At 61.5% G+C, this 23,668-nt stretch carries 24 protein-coding genes and 1 pseudogene; 9 read left to right on the plus strand and 16 right to left on the minus strand.

All coding sequences use genetic code 11. The annotated features are described in order from the left end of the window. Positions 1-19: 19 nt before the first annotated feature. Together greA and YP76_RS21745 are read left to right on the plus strand one after the other, a co-directional pair. Positions 20-496 carry a transcription elongation factor GreA gene (greA, locus tag YP76_RS21740; protein WP_046765690.1) on the plus strand — a complete coding sequence of 159 codons (477 nt, stop codon included), beginning with the start codon at positions 20-22 and terminating at the stop codon, positions 494-496. A gap of 5 nt (positions 497-501) precedes the next feature. Continuing rightward, the gene (locus tag YP76_RS21745) at positions 502-1,161 is read left to right on the plus strand and encodes a rhomboid family intramembrane serine protease (RefSeq protein WP_046765691.1); all 660 of its coding nucleotides are present in this window, start codon (positions 502-504) and stop codon (positions 1,159-1,161) included. A gap of 7 nt (positions 1,162-1,168) precedes the next feature. On the opposite strand, the gene YP76_RS21750 is transcribed toward YP76_RS21745, so the two are convergent. From YP76_RS21750 to YP76_RS21770, 5 genes are all read right to left on the minus strand, one after another. Further along, the gene (locus YP76_RS21750; RefSeq protein WP_046765692.1) at positions 1,169-1,393 is read right to left on the minus strand and encodes a DUF4170 domain-containing protein; all 225 of its coding nucleotides are present in this window, start codon (positions 1,391-1,393) and stop codon (positions 1,169-1,171) included. A gap of 105 nt (positions 1,394-1,498) precedes the next feature. After that, on the minus strand, positions 1,499-2,119 hold the full coding sequence (locus YP76_RS21755) for a hypothetical protein (protein ID WP_046765693.1): 621 nt from the start codon (positions 2,117-2,119) through the stop codon (positions 1,499-1,501). Beyond that, positions 2,112-2,435: a hypothetical protein gene (locus tag YP76_RS21760; RefSeq protein WP_046765694.1), complete on the minus strand. Its 324-nt coding sequence runs from the start codon at positions 2,433-2,435 to the stop codon at positions 2,112-2,114. The genes YP76_RS21755 and YP76_RS21760 overlap by 8 nt, the downstream gene beginning before the upstream one ends. Then, a complete protein-coding gene (locus tag YP76_RS21765) occupies positions 2,432-2,818 on the minus strand; it encodes a hypothetical protein (RefSeq protein ID WP_332307429.1) in 387 nt (128 codons plus the stop codon). Before YP76_RS21765 ends, YP76_RS21760 begins: the two co-directional genes overlap by 4 nt. A gap of 55 nt (positions 2,819-2,873) precedes the next feature. Beyond that, positions 2,874-3,503, minus strand: a complete 630-nt coding sequence (locus YP76_RS21770; RefSeq protein ID WP_046765696.1) for a hypothetical protein — start codon at positions 3,501-3,503, stop codon at positions 2,874-2,876. A 228-nt stretch (positions 3,504-3,731) separates the two neighbouring features. On the opposite strand from YP76_RS21770, the gene eno reads away from it, so the two are divergent. The 4 genes from eno to YP76_RS21790 all read left to right on the plus strand — a co-directional run bounded on the left by eno (position 3,732) and on the right by YP76_RS21790 (position 7,979). Next, positions 3,732-5,006: a phosphopyruvate hydratase gene (gene eno, locus YP76_RS21775; protein WP_046765697.1), complete on the plus strand. Its 1,275-nt coding sequence runs from the start codon at positions 3,732-3,734 to the stop codon at positions 5,004-5,006. Between the two features lie 77 nt (positions 5,007-5,083). Further along, positions 5,084-5,395 carry an FtsB family cell division protein gene (locus tag YP76_RS21780; protein WP_046765698.1) on the plus strand — a complete coding sequence of 104 codons (312 nt, stop codon included), beginning with the start codon at positions 5,084-5,086 and terminating at the stop codon, positions 5,393-5,395. Between the two features lie 125 nt (positions 5,396-5,520). Continuing rightward, the gene (gene pdhA / locus YP76_RS21785) at positions 5,521-6,588 is read left to right on the plus strand and encodes a pyruvate dehydrogenase (acetyl-transferring) E1 component subunit alpha (RefSeq protein WP_046765699.1); all 1,068 of its coding nucleotides are present in this window, start codon (positions 5,521-5,523) and stop codon (positions 6,586-6,588) included. Beyond that, the gene (locus YP76_RS21790) at positions 6,588-7,979 is read left to right on the plus strand and encodes a pyruvate dehydrogenase complex E1 component subunit beta (protein WP_046765700.1); all 1,392 of its coding nucleotides are present in this window, start codon (positions 6,588-6,590) and stop codon (positions 7,977-7,979) included. Before pdhA ends, YP76_RS21790 begins: the two co-directional genes overlap by 1 nt. Positions 7,980-8,016: 37 nt before the next feature. Here the strand turns inward: YP76_RS21790 and YP76_RS21795 are convergent, their stop codons facing one another. Genes YP76_RS21795 through YP76_RS21805 form a run of 3 tightly spaced genes read right to left on the minus strand, consistent with a single transcriptional unit; the run spans position 8,017 to position 11,335 of the window. Then, positions 8,017-8,700: a TadE/TadG family type IV pilus assembly protein gene (locus YP76_RS21795; protein ID WP_046765701.1), complete on the minus strand. Its 684-nt coding sequence runs from the start codon at positions 8,698-8,700 to the stop codon at positions 8,017-8,019. After that, a complete protein-coding gene (locus YP76_RS21800; protein ID WP_046765702.1) occupies positions 8,697-9,317 on the minus strand; it encodes a TadE/TadG family type IV pilus assembly protein in 621 nt (206 codons plus the stop codon). The genes YP76_RS21795 and YP76_RS21800 overlap by 4 nt, the downstream gene beginning before the upstream one ends. Then, positions 9,317-11,335 (minus strand): Tad domain-containing protein, encoded by a 2,019-nt coding sequence (locus YP76_RS21805; protein WP_046765703.1) that lies wholly within the window; start codon positions 11,333-11,335, stop codon positions 9,317-9,319. Before YP76_RS21805 ends, YP76_RS21800 begins: the two co-directional genes overlap by 1 nt. Positions 11,336-11,491: 156 nt before the next feature. Here YP76_RS21805 and YP76_RS21810 point away from each other — a divergent pair, with 156 nt between their 5' ends. Then, positions 11,492-12,124 (plus strand): hypothetical protein, encoded by a 633-nt coding sequence (locus YP76_RS21810; RefSeq protein WP_046765704.1) that lies wholly within the window; start codon positions 11,492-11,494, stop codon positions 12,122-12,124. A gap of 11 nt (positions 12,125-12,135) precedes the next feature. Beyond that, positions 12,136-12,600 carry an EF-hand domain-containing protein gene (locus YP76_RS21815; RefSeq protein ID WP_046765705.1) on the plus strand — a complete coding sequence of 155 codons (465 nt, stop codon included), beginning with the start codon at positions 12,136-12,138 and terminating at the stop codon, positions 12,598-12,600. 4 nt (positions 12,601-12,604) lie between these two features. Here YP76_RS21815 and trmFO read toward each other — a convergent pair whose 3' ends face one another. Both trmFO and YP76_RS21825 read right to left on the minus strand, forming a co-directional pair. Further along, positions 12,605-13,942, minus strand: coding sequence for a methylenetetrahydrofolate--tRNA-(uracil(54)-C(5))-methyltransferase (FADH(2)-oxidizing) TrmFO (gene trmFO / locus YP76_RS21820; RefSeq protein WP_046765706.1), 1,338 nt, complete (start codon positions 13,940-13,942; stop codon positions 12,605-12,607). Between the two features lie 43 nt (positions 13,943-13,985). Next, positions 13,986-15,287, minus strand: a pseudogene (locus tag YP76_RS21825) (dicarboxylate/amino acid:cation symporter). A 189-nt stretch (positions 15,288-15,476) separates the two neighbouring features. Between YP76_RS21825 and YP76_RS21830 the strand changes: the two are divergent. Continuing rightward, positions 15,477-16,838, plus strand: coding sequence for a M20/M25/M40 family metallo-hydrolase (locus YP76_RS21830; RefSeq protein WP_046765707.1), 1,362 nt, complete (start codon positions 15,477-15,479; stop codon positions 16,836-16,838). A gap of 74 nt (positions 16,839-16,912) precedes the next feature. Here YP76_RS21830 and leuA read toward each other — a convergent pair whose 3' ends face one another. The 6 genes from leuA to YP76_RS21860 form a co-directional block, all read right to left on the minus strand. Further along, positions 16,913-18,589, minus strand: a complete 1,677-nt coding sequence (gene leuA, locus YP76_RS21835) for a 2-isopropylmalate synthase (protein WP_046765708.1) — start codon at positions 18,587-18,589, stop codon at positions 16,913-16,915. Positions 18,590-18,945: 356 nt separating this feature from the next. Next, positions 18,946-19,569, minus strand: coding sequence for a YceI family protein (locus YP76_RS21840; protein ID WP_046765709.1), 624 nt, complete (start codon positions 19,567-19,569; stop codon positions 18,946-18,948). A 172-nt stretch (positions 19,570-19,741) separates the two neighbouring features. Continuing rightward, a complete protein-coding gene (gene ilvC / locus YP76_RS21845; RefSeq protein WP_046765710.1) occupies positions 19,742-20,761 on the minus strand; it encodes a ketol-acid reductoisomerase in 1,020 nt (339 codons plus the stop codon). A gap of 234 nt (positions 20,762-20,995) precedes the next feature. Further along, entirely contained in the window at positions 20,996-21,511 is a 516-nt protein-coding gene (gene ilvN, locus YP76_RS21850; RefSeq protein WP_046765711.1) for an acetolactate synthase small subunit, read from the minus strand. Beyond that, positions 21,511-21,867 carry a hypothetical protein gene (locus YP76_RS21855; protein ID WP_046765712.1) on the minus strand — a complete coding sequence of 119 codons (357 nt, stop codon included), beginning with the start codon at positions 21,865-21,867 and terminating at the stop codon, positions 21,511-21,513. Before YP76_RS21855 ends, ilvN begins: the two co-directional genes overlap by 1 nt. 10 nt (positions 21,868-21,877) lie before the next feature. Further along, complete coding sequence (locus YP76_RS21860) at positions 21,878-23,626, minus strand: acetolactate synthase 3 large subunit (protein WP_046765713.1); 1,749 nt, start codon at positions 23,624-23,626, stop codon at positions 21,878-21,880. Between the last annotated feature and the right edge of the window lie 42 nt (positions 23,627-23,668).

Here is a 23,668-nt window from a genome sequence, read left to right on the forward strand (position 1 = left end):
TGACGAAGGATTTGCAAGAATGGCGACCGTCGAGAAGATGCCGATGCTGCAGATGGGCTATGACAAGCTCAATGCGCAGCTCCGCGAATTGAAGGCCGAACGGCCCTTGATCGTGGATGCCATCGAGGAAGCTCGTGCGCACGGCGATCTGTCCGAAAATGCCGAATATCATGCGGCGAAGGAACGCCAGGGCCAGGTTGAAGCCACCATTGCGGACTTGGAAGACAAGCTGTCGCGCGCCCAGATCATCGATCCCACCACCCTGTCCGGCGACAAGGTGGTGTTCGGCGCGACTGTCACCTTGCTCGACGAAGACGAGAAGCCGGTGAAATATCAGATCGTGGGTCAGGCCGAGGCGGATGCCAAGGCGGGCATGATCAGCTATAACAGCCCGCTCGGCCGTGCGCTGATCGGCCGCCAGATCGGTGAAGAGGTTGAAGTGTCCGTCCCCTCGGGCGACAAATTCTACCTGATCGACAAGATCGACTTCATCTGAAATCCATGAAACTGCCTGTCGGGCACATGACCAACTGGATTGCGGCGATCACTTTCGTCGCCTTCCTGCTGGTCTATCTGACCGGACAGGTCGACAATGCCGCGATCATCGCCGGCTTCATCCCGGCGCGGGTCGAGGATGGCGCGCTGCTCGCGGGCATGGCGGCGGTGCCTGTATGGCTGACACCGATCAGTTGCACGCTGGTCCACGCCAATTGGCTGCACATCGCCTTCAACCTGTTCATGTTCGTTTTTTGCGGACGGCAGGTGGAACATGTGCTGGACAAGGGCGCGACGCTGATTCTGTATGTGGCCGGGGCCTACGGCGCGACGGCATTGCAATGGGCGATCGATCCCCATTCGACCAATCCCATGGTAGGAGCGAGTGGGGCGATTTCCGCGATCATCGCGACTTATGCGCTGCTTTACAGCCAGCAGAATGTCCGGCGCATCGGACCGCTTTCGGCCAGCCTGGTGCGGGCTCTGTGGCTCGCGGCCAGTTGGATCGCTATCCAGTTGATGATCGGTTTGGCCACGGCTGGCGGATTTGGCGACCTGGGCCAGATCGCGATTGCCGCGCATATTGGCGGCTTTCTGGTGGGGCTGGTGCTCACGCGCCCGTTGCTCCGCTGGCGCTTTCGCAAGCGGCCCCAGCCCCTGTCCTGAAAAAGCCCTATTCGGCCGAGGGCAATTCCGGTTCGAGCAGCTTGTGCAGATGCACGATCACATAGCGCATTTCGGCGTCATCGACCGTACGCTGGGCCGCCCCTCGCCATGCATTCTCGGCCGAGGCATAATCGGGAAAGACGCCGACCAGATCGATCGAGTTCAGATCCTCGAATTCCAGCGTCTGGGGATTTGCGACGCGACCACCCATAACAAGGTGCAGCTTGCTCATGGTATCTTATGTTCTCCTGTTCGATGAACGGGAACATTAGCAGGCCGCTCGTCCCCATCCAAGGGGGACGGCGGGCATATCGGCATGCTTTTGATGAAGAAGCGATTACGTTTTGGGCAACCGCGCCTTCAGAGCTGCGCTGAGCGCGTCGATCTTGCTGGCTACCAAAGCCACGGCGTCGTCCGCTAGGTGGGAGGTCCTGCCCCCCAGATCGGCCGAAGCGGCTGCATTCTTGGCCGATGAAGCGGCTTCTTTGGCCCCTTCGCCGACATCGTGCAGCACTTCGCCAGCGCTCGATTTCAGGCTTTCGGCGCTTTCCCCCGCAACTGCGCGAGCGGCCAGCGCGGCCTCGATCACCTTGGCGCTGGCGGTGGATGCAAGGCCGGGCAGGGCTTGCATCGCCTTCCGGCTCTTGGGGAACATCCATGCAATGATCGCCCCTGCCGCCACGGCACCTGCGACCGCAGCGACCGGATGCTCCTGCACGATCTCATTGGCGCGCGCCGCCACCCGCTGGGTGCGGTCGCGCGCATCGGCATAGGCGGACGTCGCCTTGTCGAGAGCTTTGTCGCGTGCGTCCCCGGCTCGTTCCCGGCCGGCCTGGATCAGATCGCCCGCGCTTTCCCTGGCACGATCCGTCGTATCGCGTAACAGGCCCGACGCGCTTTCCGCCATGTCGTTCGCCGCTTCACGGGCGCGCGTGATTTGAGAGCGGATATCAGCCATGGTCAGTCTCCGAAGTCTCGTCTGTGTGGTTGCTGATCCGAACGTATATCCGTCGGAAAAATGTCCCAAGGGGGCGCCGCATCACATAAAGGGCGAAGGCGCCCAACGCTGCCGCGGTTGCGGCCGGTCGTTGCTGTACTTTCGCCGCGGCATAGGCGGCGCCGTCCAGAACGGTTTGGCTGACCTTGACCTTGGCGTCCTGTTTCAGCCGCGCCGGGGCGACCCGCTCCCTGGCGGTCTGCATGGTGGAGAGGAAGGTCGCCTTGCGCTCCTCTGCCCTATTTGCCGCCGCTTGATAGGCTTCTTCCCGGCTCATGATTTGACGGCCTTCTTCATCCGATCGATCCGTCCCTTGGCGAACAGCAGCAATATCAGGGCGAGCAGCAACCCGCCGCCGACGACGATGCAGATGGCCCAACCCATGCCCACGAGCGGTGCGAAAAAAAGAATCCCGCCGACCATAGAGGCCACAAGGCTGGCAAAGATCAATATGATGCTGACCCCTGCAAGGATCAGCGCCTCGCGGACTCCTGCGCCGATGATTCCCGCGCGCAGCTTCTGCCGTTCGACCTCCGCCTCGGCATAGGCGCGCCCATCGGTATATAGGCGCGCCCAAACATCACGAACGGACTCATCTCGCACGGATTCATTGCGGCCGGACTCGTCCTGCCCTTCGGAGCGCATGGGATCTTGCGTCAAAATATCCTCCGCCCCGGTAATAGGAGCTTTGATTTCATCATTTGCAATCAAGCGCTCAGGCGTCGTCGGATCCCTTGGCCAGGCGCATCAGCACAAAGCCGACCACGGCTGCCGCCCCGATCGCAACGGCCGGGCTCTTGCGTACGAAATCCCGGGCTTCGGTCATGAGTTGATCGACATCCTTGCTGTCGAGCGTCTTGGCGGCGCCAGCCACCGATTCGGCCGCCTGTCGGGCATAATCGCCATATTGCGGCCCAAGCTTGGCATCGACCGTGCCGGCCGTGTCGGAAATCAGCTTGGCCAGGCTTTGCATTGCCGATCCGGTCTTGTCCTTGGCGACGCCTGCGGCGGATTTGGCGGTCTTGCTCGCCTGTTCCTTCAGCGGATCGACATGGGCTTTCCAATCGACGGCATTCAGCTTGTCCACGGCGGATTTGGCCGCTTTTTCGGCCTGGACCTTCAGGGGAGCGATCTGTGCGGTCCAGCCGTGCGCGGCGGCGCCGTTGCCTGGCTTCTTGGGGGCCTTGGCCTTGCGGGTGGCGGCGGTCTTGACCGGCGCGGCCTTCACCGCCTTGGCCGGCTTTGCCTTGGGTGATGAGGCACTGGGCGACGGCGTCTTGGCGGACTGGGGAGTGCCGGCTTTTCTGGTGCGCTTGGCGGGCGGGGTTTCCGGGGTGTCGGCCATCGTCCTAAGTCTCCCTTTGAAAGATACGGTGGAATCCGTGAAACGGTCGGGCGGCATTTTTCCAAATGCTTCGCCACCGTCCACAGTTCCGTTGCCGTTACTATTTTGAGCATCGGCATTTTTCGAGTCCTTGCAAGCCCCCGCATTGCCAAGCGGAGAGGGCGTGGCTAAGCGGGGCGCGAAAAGCGACCCAGAGCCCGTCCGCAGAGCCATTTCAAGGAGCGATCCATGACCGCCATTCTCGATATTCACGCCCGCCAGATCCTGGACAGCCGCGGCAATCCGACCGTCGAAGTCGATGTGATGCTGGAGGATGGCAGCTTTGGCCGTGCCGCTGTACCCTCTGGCGCATCGACCGGTGCTTATGAAGCGGTGGAGAAGCGGGACGGCGATAAGAGCAAATATCTGGGCAAGGGCGTGCTCGCCGCCGTCTCCGCCGTCAACGACGAGATCGCCGAGCAGATCATCGGCCTCGATGCCGAGGACCAGGCCGAGGTCGACGCCGCGATGATCGCGCTCGACGGGACGGAGAATAAGTCGAACCTCGGTGCCAACGCCATTTTGGGCGTCAGCCTTGCCGTCGCCAAGGCGGCGGCCGACGCGCGCGGCCTGCCGCTCTACCGCTATGTCGGCGGCGTCAACGCCCATGTGCTGCCGGTGCCGATGATGAACATCATCAACGGCGGCGAGCATGCCGACAACCCGATCGACTTCCAGGAATTCATGATCATGCCCGTCGGTGCAGAGAGCATTGCCGACGCCGTGCGGATCGGTTCGGAAATCTTCCATACGCTCAAGAAGGGCCTGCACGACAAGGGGCTGGCGACTTCGGTCGGTGATGAAGGCGGTTTCGCGCCCAACATCGCCTCGACCCGTGATGCGCTCGACTTCATCATGCTGTCGGTCGAGAAGGCCGGTTACAAGCCGGGTGATGACGTCGTGCTCGCGCTGGACTGCGCGGCGACGGAATTTTTCAAGAACGACAAGTACGAGATTTCGGGCGAAGGCCTTTCGCTCAGCCCGGTCGAAATGGCCGATTATCTGGCAGCTCTTTGCGCGGACTATCCGATCAAGTCGATCGAGGACGGCATGAGCGAAGATGATTTCGAAGGCTGGAAGGCGCTGACCGACAAGATCGGCGGCAAGGTTCAGCTGGTCGGTGACGACCTGTTCGTCACAAATCCCAAGCGCCTGGAAATGGGCATCGGCAAGGGGCTCGCCAATTCTCTGCTGGTCAAGGTCAACCAGATCGGCTCGCTGACCGAAACGCTGGCGGCCGTCGACATGGCGCATCGCGCGCGCTATACGGCGGTCATGTCGCACCGTTCGGGCGAGACCGAGGATGCGACCATCGCTGATCTCGCCGTCGCAACCAATTGCGGCCAGATCAAGACGGGTTCGCTGGCCCGCTCGGACCGGTTGGCCAAATATAACCAGCTGATCCGTATCGAAGAAGAATTGGGCGACATTGCCGTTTATGCGGGCCGTTCAATCTTCCGTTAATTCCTTTTTCGATCACTGGCCGCAACGACAGTAAAATTTCGCTTGCGGCCAGTCCGTCCCTGTGATTCAACTGGTCCATGGCGCATATCGCGAAACTCCGCATGTTGCTCTTTTCGGCTTTCGGGCCGGCGATTGCGGTGCTTCTTCTTCTTTTCTTCGCCGGCTATGTGGTGTTGGGTTCCAACGGCATCCTGGCGTGGGGCGATTATAAGCGACAGCTGCACAATGCGCAGGGCGAACTGAAGCAGGTCCAGGTGCATCGGCAGGAACTGAAGAACCGGGTGGATTTGCTCAATCCCCGGCGCGTCGATCCCGACCTCTCCGACGAACTGATCCGGCGGGAGCTGGGCGTCGTCCATCATGATGAAGTCATCGTCCCGCTAAATTGATCGTTCGGCACGGCTGATTGATCGTCTTGCCTTGCTTTGATGCCCCATGCCGCGTTGCATTTTGGGGCCTTCTGCCGCTATACCCGCCTTCCTTCCATCCTCACCCACGCAAAAGGATAATAGCCTTGGCGAAAACAACGACGCCGCGCCCTGCACGCGCGAAGGCAGCCAAACCAGCAGGTGCGGATCACAACCGTTTACGGCCTTCCTTGCCTGAGGATTATGAAGCGACGCGAGAGGAGTTGCTGGAATTTTACCGTCAGATGGTGTTGATCCGTCGTTTCGAGGAGAAGGCGGGGCAGCTTTACGGCCTGGGTCTGATCGGGGGCTTTTGCCATCTGTATATCGGGCAGGAAGCGGTGGCGGTGGGCATCCAGTCGGCGCTGAAGCCCGGCAAGGACAGCGTGATCACCGGCTATCGCGACCATGGGCACATGCTGGCCTATGGCATCGATCCCAATGTCATCATGGCGGAACTGACCGGCCGGGAAGCGGGCATTTCGCGCGGCAAGGGCGGATCGATGCACATGTTCAGCGTCGAGCATAAATTCTACGGCGGCCACGGCATCGTCGGCGCGCAGGTGTCGCTGGGCGCGGGTCTGGGCTTTGCGCACAAATATAATGGAGACGGCGGCGTGTGCGTCGCCTATTTCGGCGACGGCGCGGCGAACCAGGGCCAGGTCTATGAAAGCTTCAACATGGCCGAGCTGTGGAAGCTGCCGATCATCTTCGTGATCGAGAACAACCAATATGCCATGGGCACCAGCGTCAACCGCTCCTCGGCCGAGGACCAACTGTATCGCCGGGGCGAGAGCTTCCGCATTCCGGGCATCCAGGTGAACGGCATGGACGTGCTCGCCGTGCGCGGCGCGACGGAAGAGGCGCTCAAATGGGTGCAGGCGGGCAATGGCCCGATCCTGCTGGAGATGAAGACCTATCGCTATCGCGGCCACTCGATGTCGGACCCGGCCAAATATCGCTCGCGCGAGGAAGTGCAGTCGATGCGCGAGAAGTCCGATCCGATCGAGGGGGTGAAGAAATATCTCACCGCAGCGGGCGTATCCGAGGACGAACTCAAGACAATCGACCAGGACATCCGCAAAATCGTCAGCGACGCGGCGGACTTTGCCGAAACCTCTCCCGAACCGGAACTGCACGATCTGTATACCGACGTGCTGGTGGAGCAATATTGATGGGTATCGAGATCAAGATGCCGGCGCTGTCGCCGACGATGGAGGAAGGCACGCTGGCGAAATGGCTGGTGAAGGAAGGGGACGAGGTCCGCTCGGGCGACATATTGGCGGAGATCGAGACCGACAAGGCGACGATGGAGTTCGAGGCGGTGGATGAGGGCCAGATCGGCCGGATCGTCGTTCCCGAAGGCACCGAGGGGGTGAAGGTGGGCACCGTCATTGCGACGATGGCGGGCGAAGGGGCGGGCGAAGGGGCGGATGACGCGGCAGCGCCTGTTCCGGCTCCCAAGGCGGAAGCGCCCAAGGCTGAGGCGGCTCCCGAACCGAAGAAGGCGCAGAGCGGTACGGCGAAGCTGGTCCCTGAGGCGAAGGCGACCGTCAAGGACCCGGCGCTGCCCGAGGGCACCGAATATCTCAAGACGACGGTTCGCGAAGCGCTGCGCGACGCCATGGCGGAGGAAATGCGCCGCGACGAGCGGGTCTTCGTGATGGGCGAGGAAGTCGCCGAATATCAGGGCGCCTACAAGGTGACGCAGGGCCTGCTGGAGGAATTTGGCGACAAGCGGGTGATCGACACGCCGATCACCGAATATGGCTTTGCCGGGATCGGCGCGGGCGCGGCGATGGGCGGGTTGAAGCCGATCGTCGAGTTCATGACGTTCAACTTCGCGATGCAGGCGATCGACCATATCATCAACTCGGCGGCCAAGACCAATTACATGTCGGGCGGCCAGATGCGCTGCCCGATCGTGTTCCGTGGCCCCAACGGCGCGGCGAGCCGGGTCGCGGCGCAGCACAGCCAGAATTACGGCCCCTGGTATGCGGCGGTTCCCGGCCTGATCGTGATCGCGCCCTATGATGCGGCCGATGCCAAGGGGCTGCTCAAGGCGGCGATCCGCTCGGACGATCCGGTGGTGTTCCTGGAGAATGAGCTGGTCTACGGCCGCAGCTTCGATGTGCCCAAGGTCGACGATTATGTGTTGCCGATCGGCAAGGCGCGGATCATGCGCGAGGGCCGGGACGTGACGCTGGTGAGCTATTCGATCGGCGTGGGCGTGGCGCTGGAGGCGGCGGAGACGCTGGCGGGCGAGGGCATCGATGCGGAGGTGGTCGACCTGCGCACGCTGCGTCCGTTGGATACCGCGACGGTGTTGCAGAGCCTGAAGAAGACCAACCGCCTGGTGGTGGTGGAGGAGGGCTGGCCGGTCTGCTCGATCGCCTCGGAGATTGCGGCGGTGGTGATGGAACAGGGCTTCGACGACCTCGACGCCCCGGTGCTGCGCGTCACCAACGAGGACGTGCCGCTCCCCTATGCCGCCAACCTCGAAAAGGCCGCACTCATCGACCCATCACGCGTCGTCGCCGCTGTCAAAAAAGTCTGCTATCGCTGATAATGACGGGGAGGGGTGAGAAGTCTATTGCTCCCCCTCAGCTACAAGTGGAAGCTGTGATATTTTCCGGATTGTAAATGCCCACGCCGCCGGTTGGCCCAGCATATTCGCGATTGTCACGAACATACATCTCGGCGGTTTCGACCATGCTCGACAAATTGATCCAGCGTGATCCGACAAGCGGCTGATATCGATAGGCCACCTCTGCGAGGATGATGGCGCCGCCTTCCGGCGCCTTCAATGTTTGGCCATTTATCGCTATCCCCGTCAAATTGGTGTCGCCTTGTTTGCCGAATCCCGACGAATAACTGAGACTGCCCCGGCATCTTTGCCAACGAATACGATAGCGATCGGTCGTATTAGGATTTGCAACCGGCTCAAGGCTTGTCAGGATGACTTTGCCGTTGGTGAAAAGGCCGAGAGCTGAACCTTGAAGATCGGCTCCTGTCATCAGGTCGTTTATCTGGGCTTCCGTTATCTGCTTGGTCGACAGAAGATCGCCTGTTCCAATGCGTGAACCATCATCGGCAAGGCGCAGGGCCAGTTGGCTGACACGCATCTTGGTGACGGTGTAATTTGCGAGTTCGGCGGCCGTAAGCGTGGCCACCAGAACGAAGGGTAGGCAGAGTGCGAATTCGACCACTGCAATGCCCTTTTCCGTGTGGCGGAGCCTTGATGCCCAAGCTGGAACATGCTTGGAAAAATCGCCTTTCCATCTCATGGGCAATTCCTCACGACCGGGACGGGTTCTCCAGGCTTTTGACCATAGGGCTGGTTCGTCAGAACGGTCTTTGCTGAGAGATGGACCTTGCCGGACAGACCAATCATTTTGTCGAGCGGAAAAAATCGCGGATATTGTACATCGACAGTCAGCACTACGGCTGCCTGGGTGCCGCCCTGGCCTGCGCTGCCTCCATCCGCATCCCGTACGCCATTGGCGTTATTGTCCTGAAACGGTTCTCCACCATCGCAGATGCCGTTCCCGTTATTGTCGTTATAGGGTTCGGCTACAGCCTGAGCGGCTTTCGTATAGGAATAGAAATTGCGTCGACTGATGGTAACGTCGGCGTTTGCCGCCAAACGCTTCACCTGGGTTTCGATCTTCTGGTTGATGGCCACTTGCGTGCCTTCTTCCTGTCCGCTTTCCAATGTGGAATCCCGCGCGGCTTTCTGGACGACACCCTGGAGCACACCCTGCATATAGAGGGTATGGGCTAGATCGAGCGCGCCCAGCATCAGCAGCAGGAATATGGGTGCAATCAACCCGAATTCCGTGATGGCGGTGCCGTCTTGATCGCCGAAGCGACGCAGGGAGTGAGTGAGCGAAGGCCGGGTCATCAACTTGTCAGCCTTAGCTGGGAGATTTGATTTGCAATATTGCGGAAAGTAGTTTGCAGAGCCGAAGAACTGCGGGCCGAGAAGAAGCGGTCGGTGCTGGCGCAAGTCTTCAACATATTTTCAATAGTAGTATTGGCTGTCCCAAACCAAACTACCCATAATGTGGTGTTGGGCATATTTTTTACCGCGGCGCAAATTGCCTGTGTACGGGCATTGACCTGTTGGGTCAGAGTTCCGGTTGTTGAGCATCCATCTGTCGGTTCGGTATTGGGATCCGTCTGTCGACGATCGTACCAAGCTATTCCATAGGCTTGGTAGTTACCAACACTGGTGCAGGCTTCACCATCGGTCATGAAGATCATATGCCGTTGGATTTCCCCGCCGCGCGCCGTGGTCGCATTGTCCGCGGCAAATAAACCGGTCGGTGACATTAATCTCGCACCCCAAAGCATACCGATGTCATGATAGGTGTTCGATCCAGGCGTAAGGGAGTCGACATAGCTATCGAAAGCGGATGCATCCGGCCAACTCTTCAGCCGCGAAGCTGGCGTTGTACAGGCATAAGAGCCGGTGCTAAAATTGGTAAAGGTTGTGATCTCATTAGTGCTACGCACGCTGTTGTTATTATAGTCAGCTTTTCTTTGATAAATCAGCTGGCCAAGTGCCGGAGCCCATCGGCTGCTATCTGAAAAGCCTGGTGGCGTGTTCACGTCGAGATCCAGAGCCCCATATGGAATCGGCATATAAGAGCTTGCCCGAACGGTTTGCCTCTCTTCTATACAGCCATCCCATGTAAATGTTTTGTTCACAAAGCTGTTACCGGTCGCCGTGGTGAGGGAGGCGGGTTCCGCCCAACCGTCCCCATTCTTCAGCGCGCGAATGTCGAATGTTACGGGGTGATAATACCACGCGCGAAACATCTGGGCGTCGCCATCGGTATAATTCACCCACTGAAAGGTATAAGTTCTTGTAAAATCTCTGGATTTTGTCCTATATTTGCAATTGTTGTTACCGCTTTTCCAACTGACAAATTCACGCTGAACGTCCTGCCAGGTTTGAGTCGCTTCCCAGTTACCGTGACCCTGGATGCCTCCATTACTCTCGTTTTTACCAAGGCTCATTGCCGCGCCGGACTTAACTTGCGTGATTTCGGCAGGAATCGTATAGCTGTTTTGGCATTCCGCTTCGCTTGCGGTCGTCGCGCTTTTGTTGGACCAGTTAATGTCTGGCCAATCTTTCTTAGATCCATCAACAAAGCTCACCGGGCGGCCGTAGACTGCGACTATTTCCCTGGATTGATAAGTGGCGTTATCAACAAACCAATTGGATGGAAGCAATTTACCAACATTTACATTGGTATCATAAGGCACGAAGCCGAAACGAATTTGCGTTTCCGTGCTCGTTCCTCCAGAGGGGGCGCCGCCATCGCAAGTCGCTATTGTGTCCAGGCGCGCGACGATTTCGTAAAAACAACGAACTGCGCGTTGCAGACCGACGATCTTGTCTTCCGTGTCACCTGGGATGGGGCTGCCCATGGATCCCGTAACGTCGAGTACGAACATCACGTCGGTATTCGGAAGGCGCATTTCAGCGTCGCATGCAACTTCGATGGTTTTGGAAGCAATACCGAAAATGCGCATAATCGCCATGGGGAGTGGGACGGATGCCGTGCCGGTAACCTTTCCGGCGGATTCGTTGAACGACCGCATCACGGTTCCACTGCCATAGGAACCTGGCCGGAAATTGGCGTCGAACATTCCCGTGGCGGCGTTCAGGGCCTGATTGTTGTTGGCGGCCCATGCACCGCCCCCCATGGTCTTGCGCCCCGCCAGCGCCCCGGCATCGCAGGCTTGTTGCAGCCTGGCCTTGGTCAAATAGATGCGGCTCATATCGACGCCGCCGCCAATGAGGCCCATAAGAGGAAGAACCGCCGCTGCGACCATCGCCAGCGTATTTCCCGCCTGATTGTGATAAAGTCGCGTCAGTGTAAACAGTGTGCGCTTGATCCTATCGCCCATGATCCGTTTCGCCTCAACTTGCCCCGCACCTCCAATTCGGGCAGGGCTGCCCCCGCCCAACAAAGGGCATTTGACCGGATCACTATGTCGCTTGGGGTTAAAAAGCTGATAATTTCGGCAAAATCCATTTCTATTGATATATGCTGATGGTTCATTATGAGCGCTGATCTTTCGCCATTTGCTCTATTGCTAAGCGCCTATGCGGGCCGCGATATTTCACGTCATCGGCTCGTCTGGGCACTCGATGCGCGGTTCGCGCGTTTGATAACTACCACCAGCGAGCCGATGATCGGTCAGATGCGTCTTGCCTGGTGGAACGATGCATTGACCGATCAAAGCGGCGCGAAGGGCCAAGGCGAACCCTTGATCGATGCGCTGCGGCAAATGGGAGCAATACCGCTGCATGGGCTTTCGCAATGGCTCGATGGCTGGGAGGCCCTGATCGGAGAGATCGACCTCCATGCCTATGCGGAGGGGCGAGGCGGTGGTCTGTTTCAGGCCCTGGCTGGTGAGAGCGATATTCCCGCCTGGCTGACTCAGGCAGGAGCGGCCTGGGCGCTGTGGGATCTGTCGGGGCATAGCGGTGATCCGGACATGGCCGAAAGGGCGATCGCGATGGCGCAGGCCTATCTCATGCGTGAAGAGCCGGTCTGGCGCAGCGAATGGCGCCCATTGCGCATTGCCTACCACCTCGCGCGCGAAGATATCGCGAAGGGGCGTTGCGCACCGACGGGATTGACCCCTGCGCTGTATCTGAGATTGATGCGTGTCGCGCTGATGGGACGATAGGGGGATTTGAGGTGGGGCGAATTTTGGCGGGCGCGATGGCCGCGCTGCTGTTGGCGGCTGGCGGGCTGTTTTGGTGGCAGGGGCGGGCGAGCAACGAAGCTGTCCCCCAACCGCTGATCGGCTCTCCACCTCCGCCCGTCGTTGACGCATTGCCAGAAGGCGATCCCGATGCCGTCGGGGATGCGCCGCCCATGCCCGGAGAAGCATCCCCGCAAAGCCGGGAGCAGAAGCGCTTCGGCCGGTATGATCGCAACCGGGACGGCGTCATCACGCGGATCGAGATGATGGGCAGCCGGGTAAAGGCGTTCAAGGCACTCGACAGCAACAACGACAATCTCCTCTCTTTCGAGGAGTGGGCCGTGACGACTTCGGATCGCTTCGCCAGCGCTGACGCCAATGGCGATGGCAAGCTGACGCCCGCCGAATTCGCCGCCACCGCGCCGCAGCGGAAAGCGGCGCCGAAATGCAAATGCTGAAACGTCAGGCGGGCTGAAACTCGCCCAGCCATTGCCCCAGGGCGGCGCGGGCGCGGGCGGTCATGGCTTCCTTGCGCTGCTTTTTCTTGACGTCGCTCAGCGGCGGGAACAGGCCGAAATTGACGTTCATCGGCTGATAATCCGCCGTTTCGACATTGCCGACGACGTGGCCCAATAATGCCCCCAGTGCCGTTTCAGGCGGCAAGGCGGCCAGCGGCCTGCCCAATATCTCCGCCGCCGCAAAGCGTCCGGCAAGCAGGCCGATCGCGGCGCTTTCGACATAGCCTTCACAACCGGTCACCTGCCCGGCAAAGCGGATATGCGGCGCGCTCCTGAGGCGTAATGTGGCGTCCAGCAGCTTGGGGCTCTGGATGAAGGTATTGCGATGCAGCCCGCCCAGCCGCGCGAATTCCGCCTTCTCCAATCCCGGAATGGTGCGGAACAGTTCGGTCTGCGCACCGTGCTTCAGCTTGGTCTGGAAACCCACCATGTTCCATAATGTGCCCGACGCATTGTCCTGACGCAGTTGCACGACGGCATAGGGCCAGCGCCCGGTGCGCGGGTCATCCAGGCCCATCGGTTTCATCGGCCCATGGCGCAGCGTTTCGGGACCGCGCGAGGCCATCACCTCGATCGGCATGCACCCTTCGAAATAGGGCGTGTCCTTTTCCCATTCCTTGAACTCGGTCTTTTCACCATCGATCAGTCCCTGGACGAAGGCCTGATACTGCTCCTTGTTCATGGGACAGTTGATGTAATCCTTGCCTTCGCCGCCACCGGGGCCGATCTTGTCCCAGCGATTGGCCATCCAGCATTTGTCCATGTCGATGCTGTCGAAATGCACGACCGGGGCGATGGCATCGAAAAAGGCGAGATGATCGATCCCCGCGGCCTGGCCGATGCTGGCCGCCAGCGACGGAGCCGTCAGCGGGCCGGTCGCAACGATCGTCATGCCTTCGGTCGGAAGGGTGTCGACCCGTTCCCGTACGATTTCCACATTGGGATGTTCGGAGAGTGTACGGGTGACGCCATCGGAAAAGATATGGCGATCCACTGCCAGGGCCGATCCGGCAGGCACCTTGGCCGGTTCCGCCTGTGCCATGATGAGCGATCCCAGCCGCCGCATTTCCTGATGCAGCAGGCCGACCGCATTCTTGTCCGCGTCGTCGGAGCGGAAGCTGTTGGAGCAGACCAGTTCGGCGAGCCCTTCGGTCTGGTGCGCGGGCGTCATGTCGCCGCTCCCGCGCATTTCCGACAGGCGGACCTTCATCCCGGCTTGCGCCAACTGCCATGCCGCTTCGGACCCGGCGAGACCGCCTCCAATGATGTGAACCTGATGCATGGGGGGACCCATGGTCCCCTCCGCGTCGCAGGTCAACCGCTGTTCAGGCCGCTACCAACTCCGCCTCGCCGTAAAAGGCGGGTTCGTCCAATATCCCTTCGCGCTTGGCGACGACGGTAGCGACCAGTACTTGCCCCGCGACATTGACGGCGGTTCGCCCCATGTCGAGGATCGGGTCGATGGCGAGCAGCAGGCCCGCGCCCTCCAGCGGCAGGCCCAGGGTGGAAAGAGTGAGCGTCAGCATGACGATCGCACCGGTCAGCCCGGCGGTCGCCGCCGATCCCACGACCGACACGAAGACGATCAGGCCATAATCCGCCGCATGCAGGGGAATGTTATAGAAATTGGCGATGAAGATGGCGGCCAGCGCGGGATAGATGGATGCGCAACCGTCCATCTTGGTGGTCGCGGCAAGGGGAATGGCAAAGGCGGCATAGCCCTTTTCGACACCCAGCCGTTCCGTCACGGTTTCGGTGACGGGCATGGTGCCGACCGAGGATCGCGATACGAAGCCCAGTTGGATCGCCGGCTATGCCTTGGCGAAGAAGGGCAGGGGTTTCAGGCCATTGGCGATCAGCAGCAGGGGATAGACGACCAGCAACACCAGCGCGAGACCGAGATAGACCGCGCCTGCGAAAGTGCCGAGCTGGGCGAGCGCGCTCCAGCCATAGGTGGCGATCGCGCTGCCGATCAGCGCGGCCGATCCGATGGGAGTGAGGCGGATGATCCACCCCAGGATCGCGCGCACCACCGCCAGCAGCGAACGCACGAAGGCCAGGAACGGTTCGGCCTTGTCCCCGACCTTGAGCGTCGCGAGGCCCACGGCGATCGAGATCACCAGAAGCTGGAGGATGTTGAAGGAAAGGGTCGTGGTGGCGCCGGTTTCCGCGACCTTGGTGCTGGCCGACAGGGCGAAGCTGTTGCCGGGGACGAGGCCTTTGAGGAAATCGAGCCAGCCGCCCATGGAATCCGGCTTGCCGACCGGCAGCGCCTGGCCATGCAAGCCGGCGCCCGGCTGGATGATCAGGCCGATGGCCAAGCCGATGATCACGGCGATGAGCGCGGTGAAGGCGAACCAGAGCAGCGTCTGCCCCGCCAGCCGCGCCGCGTTGTCGAGCGCGCGCAGATTGGCGATCGAGGCGACCATCGCCGCGAAGACCAGCGGCGGGACGACCGCCTTCAGCAGCGAGACGAAGATCGATCCCGTCGTCTTGAGCGCGGTCGCCAAACCGTTGAGTTCGCCATTCGGCCCGGTTCCCAGCGACCGCGCGACAAGGCCGAGCGCCAAACCGAGCGCCATGCCGGCCAGGACCTGAAATCCGAAACTGCGATAGTTGAGGGCCATGGTTCCATTTCCTCGCGACAACCGGCGCGCGATATGGGGAGCGACCTCGCCAAATGCGCACAAGCAATTCTTTATGGGGATGAACGCGGATAAGGACGCCCTCTTTCCGCAGTACTGACGTCCAAACGGATTGGCCGCCGCGATCTGCTATGCCACACGGAATGGCGAAATCCAGCATGGAGATGCGATTTGTTGAGAAGATGGGTGGTTCTGGCGGCGCTGCTGTTACCCCAGGCCGCGCAGGCAGCGGGCGATCCGCTATTGGCAAAGGCGGTGTTGATGAAATCCATCGCTTTCCGCACCGTGGAGGGGGAGGGACAGGTTCCCGCGCTGGCCGCCTATTACGCCTCGATATTGAAGGAGGCCGGATTTGCCGACGCGGAGATCGAGATCACGCCCATGGGTGAAACGGCTATGCTGGCCGCGACGATCCAGGGCAGCGATCCCCGGCTCAAGCCGCTGTTGATGATCGGCCATATGGATGTGGTGGCGGCGAATGCGGCGGACTGGAAGCGCGATCCTTTCGCGCCGGTCGAGGAGAAAGGCTATATTTTCGGCCGGGGAGCGGAAGACAATAAATATGATGTCGCCATGATGGTGGCGACCATGGCCGGGTTGAAGCGCGCGGGCTGGCAACCGCGCCGTACCGTTACCCTGCTGCTGTCGGGGGACGAGGAAACCCATATGGTGACGAGCCGGATACTGGCGGCGAAATACAAGGATGCCGAATTGCTGCTGAACGGCGATGGCGGCGGCGGTCTGCTCAACGAAGAGGGGCGGCCGGTGCTGTATCAGTTGCAGGCGGGGGAGAAGACCTATGCCGATTTCGAGATCGGCTTTACCGATCCGGGCGGCCATAGCAGCGCGCCGACGCCGGGCAATCCCATCTATCGCATGGCGCGGGCGATCGACCGGATCGCGGCCTATCGCTTCGCGCCGATGCGCAATGAACTGACCAAGGCGTCCTTGCTCCTGTCTGCCGACCGGATCGGCGGAGAGGTCGGCGTCGCCATGCGGAGCTATGCGAAAAACGGCGACGCAAGGTCTGCCGATCTTCTGTCCGAATATCCCGAATTCATCGGGCAGGTACGGACCACCTGCGTCGCCACCATGGCGCAGGCGGGACATGCACTGAACGCCCTGCCGCAAAGTGCGAGGGTCAGTGTGAATTGCCGTATCTTCCCCGGTGTCGCGATCGAGACGGTCAAGGCCGAGCTGGAGCGGGTGGTGGCGGATTCGAGCGCGGCGATGACGGTGCTGGACGATCCCGCGGGCAGCGATGCCTCACCGTTGCGGGCGGATGTGATGAGGGCGGTGACGGCGGCGATCTCGGCCCGGCATCCGGGCATTCCGGTCATTCCCACCATGTCGGCGGGGGCGACGGACAGCCTTCATTTCCGGGCGCTGGGCGTCCCCTGCTATGGGGTGTCCGGCCTGTTCCAGCGGGGCGAGGACGGTTTTGCCCATGGGCTGGACGAGAGGGTTCCGGTGGCCGGTATCCCGGCGGCGCTGGGCCAGTGGGAAAGCATTGTGAAGGCGCTGGCGGGGTGAAAAGTCCATGAATGCCATGGCGAAATGAAAGGGGTTCGCCATGGCATTTGTTTCGGAAACGAAACGGTATTGAGTTACCCGCGCTCTGCCGCCACGCTGTTCGCGGCCGACAGCACGGCCTGGACCGAAGCGGTCGCGATGTCGGTGTCGGTGCCGATGCCGAAGATGGTGCGGCCGTCGGGCGTGCGGCATTCGACATAGGCGGCCGCCGCGACGTCCGTGCCCGCGCCGATGGCATGTTCGCTATAGTCGGCGACCTCCAGATCGACGCCCAGCTCATCGCGCAGAGCGGCCAGCACGGAAGAGATCAGGCCGTTGCCCCGGCCGGAAATGCTCCGTTCGCCGCCCTTGTGCGCGATCTTGCCGGTGAAGATGCGGTCGCCCGCGGCGCCGCTCTCATGATAGTCGATCAGGCTGTAGGGCTGTTCGCCCGCCAGACGGTAATGGGTTTCGAACGCGCCCCAGATGTCGGCGGCGTTCAACTCGCGGCTGCTCTGGTCGGCCAGCGCCTGCACGACCTTGGAGAAGTCGGCCTGCATCCGCTTGGGCAGTTTCAGCCCCTTGTCCTGTTGCAGCACCCAGGCGACGCCGCCCTTGCCGGACTGCGAATTGACGCGGATCACCGCTTCATAGTCGCGGCCCAGATCTTTGGGGTCGATCGGCAGATAGGGCACGTCCCAGATCTGGTCGTTGCGCGCCTCCTGGCTCGCGAAGCCCTTCTTGATCGCGTCCTGATGGCTGCCGGAAAAGGCCGTGAACACCAGTTCGCCCGCATAGGGATGGCGGGGATGGACCGGCAACTGGTTGCAATATTCGACGGTCTGGATGACTTCGTCGATGTCGCTGAAATCCAGGCCGGGATTGATGCCCTGGGTGTACATGTTGAGCGCCACCGTCACCAGGTCGCAATTGCCGGTGCGTTCGCCATTGCCGAACAGGCAGCCCTCGACGCGATCCGCGCCCGCCATCATGCCCAGTTCCGCCGCCGCGACGCCAGTGCCCCGGTCATTATGGGTGTGCAGCGAGATCACCACGCTGTCGCGCCTGGAAATGTTGCGGCAGATCCATTCGATCTGGTCGGCATAGATATTGGGGGTAGCCGCCTCGACCGTGGCGGGCAGGTTCAGGATCAGAGGGCGATCCGGCGTCGGGCGCAGGATGTCCATCACCGCCTCGCAGCATTCCAGGCTGAAATCCAGCTCGGCGGTGGAGAAGGTTTCCGGCGAATATTCGAAATGCCAGTCGGTGTCCGGCTGCTTCGCGGCATTGTCGCGCAGCAGCTTGGCGGCGTTGATCGCGATTTCCTTGATCTGCGGCCGGTCCATCTGGAACACGATGTTGCGCCATGCCGGGGAGACGGCGTTATAGACGTGGACGATGGCCTTCTTCGCGCCGCGCAGGGATTCGAAGGTGGTGGCGATCAGGTCTTCGCGGGCTTGCGTCAGCACCTGCGGGAACACGTCGTCGGGGATCGCGCCTTCACGCACCAGACCGGAAATGAAGTCGAACTCGGTGGCGCCCGCGCTGGGGAAGCCGACCTCGATCTCCTTGACGCCGACCTTCACCAGCAGGTCGAAGAAACGGCGCTTCTTCTCCGCGTTCATCGGGTCGATCAGCGACTGGTTGCCGTCGCGCATGTCGGTCGACAGCCAGCGCGGCGGCGCGGTGATGACGTTCGAGGGCCACTGGCGATTGGGCAGGTCGACCTGCGGGAAGGGCCGGTATTTCAGCGAGGGATCGTTCAGCATCATGGGAAAGCTACTTCTCTGCATACGGGCGGCGCGTTGGGGCCTGCCCGGTGGTACGACTATCTGCTTGATTATGCCCTTAGGCGTATGGCCGCGTCATTCAAGCGAAGAGCAGCACAAATACCACGCCTAAGGGCGTGTAAGTCGTAGCAGGGGAAGAAGCGCGCGCTGCATGATGGGGCGGCTTTACCCGGAGTTGGGGGAAAGCGCAAGGTTGGTGTTCTTTGTGGATGAGGGGGAGCGGGCCTGCGGCCCGCGCGGTCCTTTGGACCGCAACCCCCTCACCCAGCTACGACTAGGCAGCAAGCTGCCAAGTCTGCGCAGCCCTCTCCCACAAGGGGAGAGGGGTATTGAGGCGCTTATTTCTGGAAAGCGACGATGATCTTCAATTCCACATTGTCGCCGACCATGGGCACGCCATAGCCCATGCCGAAATCGCTGCGCTTGATCGTGGTGGTGGCGACGAAGCCGACATTCTCCTTGCCGCCCATCATCGCCGGAGCCTTGCCCGCGCCATAGAATTCGGTGTCGAGCGTCACCGGCTTGGTCACGCCCTTGATCGTCAGGTTGCCGCTGATTTCCGCTTCGGTGCCTTGTACCTTCACGCCGGTCGAGACGAAGGTCGCCTTGGGGAATTTGGCGGAATCGAAGAATTCTGGCTTCATCAGATGCTCATCCAGCTTGGCGATGCCGGTCTTGAGGTTGGTGACGGGAACCTCCACCGAAACCTTGGCGGCGGACGGATTCTTCGGATCGAGCGTCAGCGTGCCGGTCGATTCGGAAATGACGCCCAGATTGTTGGAAAAGCCCATATGGTCATAGGCGAAGACGATCTGGGTATGGCCGGGGTCGATCGTGTAGCTGCCCCCCGTGACGCGCGCGGCGTCCCTTGCGCCGGGCGCCGCGGGCATTTGCTGGGCGACGACGACGCTGCCGCCGGCAAGGGCGATGAGCGCAGCGGCGGGGATCAGATATTTGCGCATGAAGGATATTCTCCGGAAACGTTCAGGGGACGCTGCCAGAATAGGCAACGTCCCCTGATTGTTCCAGAGCCGTAACCGGAAACAAAGGGTTACCGGTTGAGACCTCTTAGGCGTTTGCATCAAGCCGCCCTGGACCCCGGCCTTCGCCGGGGTGACGGCCAATGCGTGGCCGTCAGTTCTTGTCCTTGTCGACCAGCTTGTTCGCGCCGATCCAGGGCATCATGGCGCGCAGCTTGGCGCCGGTTTCCTCGATCGGGTGGCGCTGGGCGGCGATGCGGCTGGCCTTGAGTTCCGGCTGGCCGGCGCGGTTGTCGAGCACGAAGTCCTTGACGAAGCGGCCCGACTGGATGTCGGCCAGGACGCGCTTCATTTCCTTCTTGGTTTCTTCGGTGATGATGCGCGGGCCGGTCTTGATGTCGCCATATTCGGCGGTGTTGGAGATCGAATAGCGCATGTTGGCGATGCCGCCTTCATACATCAGGTCGACGATCAGCTTCAACTCGTGGAGGCATTCGAAATAGGCCATTTCCGGCGCATAGCCGGCTTCCACCAGCGTTTCGAAACCGGCCTGGACCAGCGCGGTGGCGCCGCCGCACAGAACCGCCTGCTCGCCGAACAGGTCGGTTTCGCATTCCTCGCGGAAGTTGGTTTCGATGATGCCGCTGCGGCCGCCGCCGACGCCCGAAGCGTAGGAGAGGGCGATGTCATGCGCATTGCCGGTCGCGTCCTGATGGACGGCGATCAGGCAGGGCACGCCGCCGCCGCGCTGATATTCGCTGCGGACGGTATGGCCCGGACCCTTGGGCGCGATCATGATCACGTCGACGTCGGCGCGCGGCTCGATCAGGCCGAAATGCACGTTGAGGCCGTGCGCGAAGGCGAGCGCGGCGCCGGGGCGCAGATTGGCATGGATGTCGGTGGCATAGATGGCGGCCTGATGCTCGTCGGGTGCCAGGATCATCAGCACGTCGGCCCATGCGGCGGCGTCGGCGTTCGACAGAACCTTGAAACCGGCGCCTTCGGCCTTCTTGGCGCTGGGCGAACCGGGGCGCAGGGCGATGGCGACTTCGGTGACGCCCGAGTCACGCAGGTTCTGGGCATGGGCGTGGCCCTGCGAGCCGTAGCCGAGGATGGCGACCTTCTTGCCCTTGATCAGGCCGATGTCGGCGTCGCGGTCGTAATACACCTTCATTTGACGTTCCTTCTTTCAGTTCGGTCGGCGCCTTGCGGAGCCTGGATTTGCGGTGAGGGGGAACCACCTGCGCGCGGGGGAGGGGTTTTCGCCCTCACCCTCCCACCGCTGCGCGGTAGGCCCCTCCCTCTCCCGGTGGGAGAGGGGTTATTTCCCTGGAGCGCACCGCGCTCCAGCTATGTGTTGTCGCATCGTTGGCGCAGAAAACCGGTGCCCACTTTTCTGCACGATGCTTCAGTTCGGCTCCTTGCCGCGGATCAGGCCGACGACGCCGGTGCGGCCGACTTCGACTAGGCCGATCTGCCGCATCAGGGCGACGAAATTGTCGATCTTGTCGGTGGTGCCGGTGATCTCGAAGATGAAGCTCTCGATCGTGGTATCGACCACCTTGGCGCGGAAGACGTCGGCCAGGCGCAGCGCCTCTATCCGGTCCTCGCCCACGCCAGCCACCTTGACCAGAGCCAGTTCGCGCTCGACGAAGGGGCCGTTGTCGGTGAGGTCGGTGACCTTGTGCACCGGCACCAGCCGGTCGAGCTGGGCGATGATCTGGTCGATCACCTTGGGCGGCCCGCTGGTGACGATGGTGATGCGGCTGATCGCATGGTCCGGGGTGATGTCGGCCACGGTCAGGCTGTCGATATTATAGCCGCGCGCGGTGAACAGGCCCGCGATGCGCGCCAATATGCCGGCTTCGTTCGAAACCGTCAGCGACAGGACATGCCGCTCGCTATACTCTTCCTGAATATGCATCAGATCGTTCCGTTATCCGCTTCTTCGCGCGATTCTCCGCCTTCATGGCGCTGCGAAATCATGCCCGTGAAGGCGTAGTGCCAACTGCCGTCGTCCCTGTGGGCGAGACGCACCGGAAAGCCCGCAATCGCGTCGAACATCCGTTCCAGATGCTCGCCGACATAGCGCGGGCTGACCAGCAGGCGGCCGATATGGCGTTCGTGAAAGTCGAAGCCCGTATCCAGATGAACTTCCCAATCCTCATTTTCGGGATCGCCATGGTCCACCGTCCAGCCCGTCAGCTCCGACGTGCCGGCAATCCGTTCGAAATCGAACGGTTCGCTCACATGGATGCGGAGCTTGAGATGTTGCGTCACATCCCCATCCTCACACCAGTGCCTTCGCCTCATCCGACATGATGCCTTCGACCTGGCTGGGGTCGAGCAGCATTTCGGTATGCGCCGCGCCCGACGGGATCATCGGGAAGCAGTTGGAAAGCTTCGCCACGCGGCAGTCCACGATCACCGGGCCGGGCGTGTCGATCATCTGACGGATGCCCGCTTCCAGTTCCTGCGGCCCTTCGATGCGGATGCCGGTCCAGCCATAAGCTTCCGCCAGCTTCACGAAGTCGGGCAGGCTGTCCGAATAGCTGTTGGAATAGCGGCTTTCATAGGTCAGTTCCTGCCACTGGCGGACCATCCCCATATATTCATTGTTCAGGATGAAGATCTTGACCGGCAGGCGATATTGCGTGGCCGTGCCCATTTCCTGGATGTTCATCTGGATCGAGGCGTCGCCAGCGACGCAGACCACCAGGCTGTCGGGATTGCCGACCTGCGCGCCGATGGCCGCCGGGAAGCCATAGCCCATGGTGCCGAGGCCGCCCGATGTCAGCCATTTATTGGGTTCGTCGAAACCGAAATGCTGGGCCGCCCACATCTGGTGCTGGCCGACTTCGGTGGTGATGATGACGTCCTTTGCCGACCGTGAGGCCTTGTAGAGCTGCGCGATCGCCTCCTGCGGCATGATCTCTTCGTGGCTGTCGGGATAGGCGAGGCAGTTGCGTGCCCGCCAGCCGTCGATCCGGGCCCACCATTCGGAAAGGTCCGCCGCCTTGTGGCCACGATCCTTCCACAGCGCGATCATGTCGGTCAGCGCGCTGGCGACATCGGCGATGACGGGCAGGTCGACCTCGACCGTCTTGTTGATCGAGCTGCGGTCGATGTCGATGTGGATCTTCTTCGCGTTGGGCGCGAAGGCATCCAGACGGCCGGTCACGCGGTCGTCGAAGCGGGCGCCGACGCAGACGATCAGGTCCGCCTTGTTCATCGCCCAATTGGCTTCATAGGTGCCGTGCATGCCCAGCATCCCGACCCATTGCGGCGCGGAAGCGGGATAGGCGCCCAGGCCCATCAGCGTCGATGTGACGGGCGCGCCGGTCAGCGCCGCGATCTCCCGCAGCAGCGTGGACGCTTCCGGACCGGAATTGATGACGCCGCCGCCCGTGTAGAAGATCGGGCGCCGGGCAGCCGCCAGCATCTCGACCGCGCTGGCGATCGCGGCCGGGTCCGCCTTGGTCTGCGGGCGGTAGCTGGCATGCTCGAACGTCTCGGGCTTTTCATAAGGCGCCGTCGCGATCTGGACGTTCTTGGGAATGTCGATGACGACCGGGCCGGGGCGGCCGGTGGTGGCGATATGGAAGGCTTCGTGGATGACGCTGGCCAGCTTGTTCGGCGACTTCACCAGATAATTATGCTTAGTGCAGTGGCGCGTGATGCCGACCGTGTCCGCTTCCTGGAAAGCGTCGGTGCCGATCAGTTGCGTCGGAACCTGGCCGGTGATGACGACCATCGGGATCGAATCCATCAGCGCGTCGGTGATGCCGGTGACGGCATTGGTCGCGCCGGGGCCGGAGGTGACGAGCACGACGCCGGGCTTGCCGGTCGAACGCGCATAACCCTCCGCCATATGGGTCGCGCCCTGTTCGTGGCGAACGAGCACGTGGCGGATCTTCGGATGATTGAAGAGTGCGTCATAAATGGGCAGCACCGCGCCGCCCGGATAGCCGAACACGACCTCGACCCCCAGGTCGATCAGGCACTCAACCAATATGTCCGCGCCGCTCTTTTCGGCCACGATAAGATCCTTCCGCTTGATGCAGGTGGGCCATCTGCGCCA

The sequence above is a fragment of the Sphingobium chungbukense genome (assembly GCF_001005725.1).
GTDB classification, from domain to species: Bacteria; Pseudomonadota; Alphaproteobacteria; order Sphingomonadales; family Sphingomonadaceae; genus Sphingobium; species Sphingobium chungbukense.